Annotated in this window: 8 protein-coding genes; 4 read left to right on the forward strand and 4 right to left on the reverse strand. The window is 58.1% G+C overall.

Annotated features, from left to right (window positions below):
- Nucleotides 1-101 precede the first annotated feature (101 nt).
- From cynS to E0F99_RS28310, 3 genes are all read left to right on the forward strand, one after another.
- On the forward strand, nucleotides 102-572 hold the full coding sequence (cynS, locus tag E0F99_RS28300; RefSeq protein WP_083357642.1) for a cyanase: 471 nt from the start codon (nucleotides 102-104) through the stop codon (nucleotides 570-572).
- Between the two features lie 77 nt (nucleotides 573-649).
- On the forward strand, nucleotides 650-889 hold the full coding sequence (locus tag E0F99_RS28305) for a DUF2790 domain-containing protein (RefSeq protein ID WP_083357643.1): 240 nt from the start codon (nucleotides 650-652) through the stop codon (nucleotides 887-889).
- Nucleotides 890-950: 61 nt separating this feature from the next.
- Nucleotides 951-2,174, forward strand: coding sequence for an amidohydrolase family protein (locus tag E0F99_RS28310; protein WP_083357644.1), 1,224 nt, complete (start codon nucleotides 951-953; stop codon nucleotides 2,172-2,174).
- A 16-nt stretch (nucleotides 2,175-2,190) separates the two neighbouring features.
- On the opposite strand, the gene E0F99_RS28315 is transcribed toward E0F99_RS28310, so the two are convergent.
- The 4 genes from E0F99_RS28315 to E0F99_RS28330 all read right to left on the reverse strand — a co-directional run bounded on the left by E0F99_RS28315 (nucleotide 2,191) and on the right by E0F99_RS28330 (nucleotide 5,091).
- Nucleotides 2,191-3,426, reverse strand: coding sequence for a type II toxin-antitoxin system HipA family toxin (locus tag E0F99_RS28315; protein ID WP_083357645.1), 1,236 nt, complete (start codon nucleotides 3,424-3,426; stop codon nucleotides 2,191-2,193).
- The gene (locus E0F99_RS28320) at nucleotides 3,419-3,664 is read right to left on the reverse strand and encodes a helix-turn-helix domain-containing protein (protein WP_083357646.1); all 246 of its coding nucleotides are present in this window, start codon (nucleotides 3,662-3,664) and stop codon (nucleotides 3,419-3,421) included. Before E0F99_RS28320 ends, E0F99_RS28315 begins: the two co-directional genes overlap by 8 nt.
- An 89-nt stretch (nucleotides 3,665-3,753) precedes the next feature.
- The gene (locus E0F99_RS28325; protein ID WP_083357647.1) at nucleotides 3,754-4,794 is read right to left on the reverse strand and encodes an alpha/beta hydrolase family protein; all 1,041 of its coding nucleotides are present in this window, start codon (nucleotides 4,792-4,794) and stop codon (nucleotides 3,754-3,756) included.
- A 108-nt stretch (nucleotides 4,795-4,902) separates the two neighbouring features.
- Nucleotides 4,903-5,091 (reverse strand): hypothetical protein, encoded by a 189-nt coding sequence (locus tag E0F99_RS28330; protein WP_232000134.1) that lies wholly within the window; start codon nucleotides 5,089-5,091, stop codon nucleotides 4,903-4,905.
- 682 nt (nucleotides 5,092-5,773) lie between these two features.
- Between E0F99_RS28330 and E0F99_RS28335 the strand changes: the two genes are divergently transcribed.
- Entirely contained in the window at nucleotides 5,774-6,118 is a 345-nt protein-coding gene (locus E0F99_RS28335; protein ID WP_130909073.1) for a hypothetical protein, read from the forward strand.
- The last annotated feature ends 93 nt before the right edge of the window (nucleotides 6,119-6,211 follow it).

The following is a 6,211-nucleotide window of genomic DNA, read 5'->3' on the forward strand; positions in this document are numbered from 1 at the left end:
CCTTCGATGGCCGCACCGGCAAGTTCGTGCCGCTGGCCGACAACCCAGCCGTACGCGCCGTTTCCCACTAACACCCTATTTTTACCCACGGAGATACCCCCATGATCCAGTCACAAATCAGCCAAAACACTCGCCTTGCCCTGGCCGACGTCATCCTCCTGGCCAAGGCCCGCAAAGACCTGTCGTTCGCCCAGATCGCCGAAGGCACCGGCCTGCACGAAGCCTTCGTCACTGCCGCCTTGCTTGGCCAGCACCCACTGCCGGCCGACGCCGCCCAAGCCGTTGCTGACACCCTGGGCCTCGACGCCGATGCCGTGCTCCTGCTGCAAAGCATCCCGGTGCGCGGCAGCATCGGCAACGGTGTCCCGACCGACCCGACCCTCTACCGTTTCTACGAAATGATTCAGGTCTACGGCACCACGCTCAAGGCCCTGGTTCACGAGAAATTTGGCGACGGCATCATCAGCGCCATCAACTTCAAACTGGACATCAAGAAGGTCGATGACCCGGACGGCGGCTCCCGCGCAGTGATCACCCTGGATGGCAAGTACCTGCCGACCAAACCGTTCTGATCACGCGACTAATGGGCCCGGCGCTGCACAGCGACCGGGTTCCACTTTCCTGCAGATTTGGACGAGGTCATCTGAACATGAAAGCGTTACTTGTACTGATATTCGGCGTGTTTTGCGCTGCGGCGATGGCCGATGAGCCACTGCCGGTCGAGCAATACAGCTATGCCCAGCACCTGGACATCGCCCACGTCATTTCCACCAGCGACGTTGCGGACGTCTGCGCCGTGGTGCCCGTGCGTATGACCTACGAAGACTCCAAGGGCCAGCGGCACATTCTTGAGTACCACGTGATGGGTAACGGCTGCTCCAACGGTTGAACCATCCATTGTTTGTTTTTTACCGCTGCGCCTGAGGGCAGCAACATTGAGGGCCATCGTCATGGATTTAATCTTTCGTAACGTACGCATCGACGACGCACAACCGCTGATGGATGTGGCGGTGCGCAGCGGCAAAATCATCGAGATTGCGCCGCACATTTCAGCGCACGCCCAGCAGGAAATTCAAGGCCACGGCAACGTGCTGATCCCGGGGTTTGTCGAAGGGCACCTGCACCTGGAAAAAGCCAATGTCATGCACCGCAAGGCCAATCGTTCCGGCACATTAAAGGAGGCGATAGCGGTCACCGCCGAACTCAAACCCACATTGACCCGAGACGACATTCTTGAGCGTTCCACCCAAGTACTGCGTGCACTGGTGCAGTCCGGCACCACCCACGTACGCGCCCACGCTGAGTTCGACCCGGTGCAAGGCTTCACCGGCTTTGATGGGGTGCTGGAGTTGCGCGACAGGTTGCGCGACGTCATCGACATCCAGGTGGTCGCCTTCCCACAGGAAGGGATCCTGAAACTGCCGGGCATGCAGGCAATGATGGTCGAGGCCATGGAAAAAGGCGCCGATGTAGTGGGCGGCATTCCCTACAACGATGACTCGGCGCATGAACACATCGACTATGTATTCAACCTGGCCAAGCGCTACGGCAAGGACATCGATTTGCATCAGGACTTCGCCGACAACGCCGACCACATGAGCATTGAATACCTCGCGCGCAAGACCCTCGAGGAGGGCTATCAAGGGCGCGTGTGTGTCGGCCACCTGACCAGCCTGGGCGCCGTGCCGCCGCACAAACAGCGCGAGATCATTGCCCTGATTCGCGAGGCCGGCATCAGCGTCATGTGCCTGCCCGCCACCGACTTGCACCTCGGTGCGCGCGGCGACAGCCATAACGTGCGCCGCACCCTGACGCCGGTGCGAGCACTGCGCGATGGCGGCGTGAATGTGTGCCTGGCCACCAACAACATCCGCAACGCGTTTACCCCGTTTGGCACCGGCGATTTGCTCAACATTGCGCAACTGGCAATTCCTGCCTGCCACCTGGGCGGGGCGGATGACCAGGCCACGGTGTTATCGATGCTCACCACGAGTCCGGCGAAAGCGCTGGGGCTGCAGGATTATGGGTTGGCGCCGGGCAAGGCTGCTGATTTGGTGTTGCTGGACACGCGCTCGGTGGGTGATGTGATTCTCGACTTGCCGGCGCGGTTGATGGTGCTTAAGCGCGGGAAGGTTGTGGCGACGTCGGTTTGTCAGCGTTCGGTGGTGTTCTGACGATGTGGCAGGCAAATCACTCCGGCTCAATACTCCTCGCCAGTCCAGCGGCCCAAGCAGCGAGCATTTTTTCTCCCACTGCCTCAAACGCCGGATGGGTACTTCCATAATCCGAAAGCTCCACCATCGCGCGGTTCATGCCACTGTGCACTCGGTGGAGCAACTCAGTGCAGCGCGCTTCGGTTAAATTGCACGCGCTGCGCCCGAACTGCACCAGCATCTTGCGTTTTGGCCAAGCCTTCGAGCCGCCGAGCAACAGACCCATAATGTCGTTGACCTGGTACACAGTAGTCGTCACTAGGTCGTAAGCTGGTGCGAGCCAAACATCTGCGTCTTCGGCACAATTCTCATACAGCAGGCCGAAATTCTTAAGGTGTCCGTCACCATTTTGGATGCCTGCAGACAGCGCCACCATCATGAAGAAGTCCTCTAACGCCTTGGTCACCCGCGAAGGGGAGACATAAGCCTTGATCAGTTTCGCGCAGCCCTGATAGCTACCGTCGTACTTCTTACTCGTTCCCCATCCCGATAGCACGCACATGTCTTCGAACCCGAGGTAGGCGGTATCACTGATGTCGAACCGTTTCACCACCAAAAATTTACCGTGCTGACTAAGCTGGCATTCAGGCACTTCAAGGCCTGTGTGAAGTGCCGCGCGCATACAAAAAAACTCATTGGCTGCCAGTTGCGCAAAGTCTGAATCATTGAACGCTTTCACTAGATGCGTAGCGCCACAGTGGGTGAGGCGGGCAACGTCGGGATCCGCATCGTCAACGTCGCGCACCAGTACCTTCGGTTGAACCCCTGAAACACCGGAGTAGGCGGCGTAAGTTTTCATCAGGTCGTCGAACAGATCCTTTGCTCCGTCAAAGACCAAGAGTTCAGAGAGTTTGATCTCGGGCAGCGATTTGTTACCGGCAACATGGGTAACGCTGATACGACCCAACTGGTGTGGACCGACGATACCCAGTAAGGCGAAGTCGTCAAAGCCACGCACTGATTTGCTGAAACGCCGCACAAGCTCGGCCTTGAGGTGCCCCTCGGGAATGTGCATCTCAAACAGGGGATGGATTCCATACGCCCAGTTGTAGCTCTCCAAGCGCACGGGCATTGTCAAAGAGACCGCGTCCTTTTCGGCTACGGTCTCGTTGTACGAGAACACCGAATCGCGCGGTTTTTCTTCGTTGCGCCCGAGTGTTCCAGCTGCCACGCCACCAGCGCCAATATAGAGCCGGTCACTTTGCCTAATCATGGACGCTTCCTACTTTCAGTTCGTCGAGCGTTTTACGTCGACGCTTAGGGATCGCGGTCAGCTCGTAACCCAAACCCTCGAGAATCGCAGCCACCTTGCGAATGCCCACTTCAGGAATGGTGTTGTTCTCGATTCCTGAGATGGTAGAGCGACTCATACCGTGCCGTTGCGCGAGCTGGCTTTGTGAAAGGCCAGCCGCCTTGCGTAGGTTTTTGATCAGGAGACCTAAGTCGTCCATATCATTTTGCATCCTATACAGTGCATTTTTAAGTTTTAAGCTATTTATGCATCGTATACGATACGTTTTGTCTTGAGTAGCCCTTTCTTTTACTTAGGTGCTGTCCGCCCCAGAAACCCAGTAATCAGCTCCACCACCTGCTGCTGAATCACCGCCCGTGGCCGAGCCCCTTCACCATCCCGGCAAATCATGCCATCGCCGGGCGAGCTCTCTTCAATCAACGCCATACCTCCCGGCTTGCAAATCGACATAAAGCTGAAGTGCGTGGCGTCGCCTATCTCCACGTACTGCGTCGAGGCTTTTGGCAGGCGCTTGACCATGTCGGCGGACTCCAATTGCGGTGACATATCCTCCGTTGGCACACCCCCCGCAATCACCAGCGCCGGCACTGGCAGTACGCCCAGGCTGGCACTGGTGAAGCCGCGCGACAGGCCCAGGTCCAGTGACACAACTGCGGTGACGCGCTTATCGCGCAAGTCAGCGGCCAGTTGGGCCTTGCCAGCTGGCGTGCCGGCAGGGTTCATCTCCTGGTAGCCGATGCAGCCGCCCAATTTCGGGTGTTCGGCGCAGTCCTTGCTGAACAGGTCAGGGTCGAAACGTGCACCGGCAATTTCCATCACGGTCCAGCCACCCAGGGAGTGGCCCACCGCAGCAATCTGGTGGTTCGCGACCGCGCCAAACTGCTTTGGCTGGGCCAGTACCGCGTCGATAGCGCGGCTCACATCGGCCGGGCGTTGCCATAACTGTGCGGCAGCTTGCGGGCTGCGGTCTTTGGTGGTGGTGCCAGGGTGGTTGACCGCCGCCACGATGTAACCCTTGTGCGCCAATGCGCTGGCCAGCCACACCTGTTTACCCCAATTGCCGCCGTGGCCGTGGGACAGCACCACCAGCGGATGCTCACCGGCAGCCGGCGCAGCATCGGGCACGCCGAGGGCGCCGATGAACACCGTGTTGTCGGCGATCAGCTCGGGTTTGGCAGTGGTGGTGGCGGGGTACCAAACGACCAGTTCCAGAGGGCGGTGGTTCTGGGCATCGGGCAGCTTGGCGGTTTTGAACCCGACCGGGCTTTCGGCGGCGAAGGCGGGCGTGGAAAGGCAGAGCAGGAACAGGGCGCGGGAAGCGGTTTTCATTGTTGTTATCTTCCTTGAATTTGGTGGCGCATCATTACCTAAAATCCTATCGCGATGCATCCTCTGCTTGGACGCATGCAGCGTGTCCGGGCGGAGTTGAAAGCACTTCTACGGCGCCTCGAACCCCTCGTAATCCAGGGAGGTGCCATCGTCTTTCGGATAACTCACATACACCACCACCGCATCGCTGCTGACGACCAATGCGTAGGGCCACTTACCGTTGGCCTTGCGCATGTGTTCATACAGCGGCAGGAAAAAATCCTTGGTCTGACCGCGTGGGTCGTAGGGGGCTTGCACCTGGAGAATCGGATAGTGGCCAATCAGACGTTCATGTCGATCAATCCGCTAGTCCCTCTCATGCTCGGCCAGCCGGCATGAATGTCCCGCAAGTGGGGCAGTCAACGCCGTCGCTCGCCATTTGCATAACGCCCTCGCCGAACGTTGGGCAAACCTGCCCCGCCATCTCGCATGGAGATCCGAGAACGAGCTCGCCCCCCATAACCGGGAGCCATTTCTCGCAGCAACGCGGCTCGCGATGAAACGGCAACAGCCCCTAGCGCAGCGCATGCTCACAATTAGCGCGCCCTAGCTCACCTCCATACAAAATACCTGTACAGAAATAGCGCTGCGCATTTTTACAGCGCTCGCAGGATTCTATCGGCCCAAAGATGGCCTTGGGCTGTATCGCCGCCAAACAGTCGTCAGCCCGATAGCCATACCTCTATTTCTGGCGCTTGCCAGACACCGGAGGTTAATGACCGTTCATCGGGACTGAGTGATGTCATGGAGACATCATCCCAATATAGTTGTACAAGAGTTGTAAAAGAATAAAAACTTGTACAAGTTTCAGCTGGCCAGGAAATAACGCCGCGACTCATTGCCGTCGAACAAAAGAATACCTGCGCAGGATGCGGACCAAGGGCGAATACATGCCCTTACAGGTGTCCCTAAATTGCTCCTCCCATTACGCAGGTGCATCATGCCATCGCACACTCCAAGGCTCTCTACACGTACCAGTCTCTATGCTGGCTATGCCAGCCTGCTCGCGTTTATGTTGCTGATCGCCGCTATCTCGCTGTACGCGCTGGCTAACAGCAATAAGGACTTTTTTCTCTACGTTAATGGCGTTGATGCACGCACCCGCCTGGCCAACACACTGAACGACGCCGCTGCCCAGCGCGCGATTGCCTTGCGTAACATCGCCTTGAACAGCAATGTCACCGCGAGAGGCCAGCAACGGGGCGCGATTGCCGTCAACGAACAAATGGTGGCTAGCAGCCTCGCCGCGCTACGCCAGGCAATGGATAACCATGATGATGTGTAGCCCAAATCACGTGAACTGTTCTCAACCATCGAGTAGGTCGAGAGCCGCTACGAAACGGTAGCGCACACTATTGCCGAACACCTGTTCAAGGGT

This window comes from Pseudomonas antarctica (assembly GCF_900624995.1).
GTDB lineage: Bacteria > Pseudomonadota > Gammaproteobacteria > Pseudomonadales > Pseudomonadaceae > Aquipseudomonas > Aquipseudomonas antarctica.

Bases quoted from the DNA above. Each gene is read 5' to 3' on its own strand.
- cynS (WP_083357642.1), top strand. From the start codon at position 102: ATGATCCAGTCACAAATCAGCCAAAACACTCGCCTTGCCCTGGCCGAC.
- E0F99_RS28305 (WP_083357643.1), top strand. From the start codon at position 650: ATGAAAGCGTTACTTGTACTGATATTCGGCGTGTTTTGCGCTGCGGCG.
- E0F99_RS28310 (WP_083357644.1), top strand. From the start codon at position 951: ATGGATTTAATCTTTCGTAACGTACGCATCGACGACGCACAACCGCTG.
- E0F99_RS28315 (WP_083357645.1), bottom strand. From the start codon at position 3,426: ATGATTAGGCAAAGTGACCGGCTCTATATTGGCGCTGGTGGCGTGGCA.
- E0F99_RS28320 (WP_083357646.1), bottom strand. From the start codon at position 3,664: ATGGACGACTTAGGTCTCCTGATCAAAAACCTACGCAAGGCGGCTGGC.
- E0F99_RS28325 (WP_083357647.1), bottom strand. From the start codon at position 4,794: ATGAAAACCGCTTCCCGCGCCCTGTTCCTGCTCTGCCTTTCCACGCCC.
- E0F99_RS28335 (WP_130909073.1), top strand. From the start codon at position 5,774: ATGCCATCGCACACTCCAAGGCTCTCTACACGTACCAGTCTCTATGCT.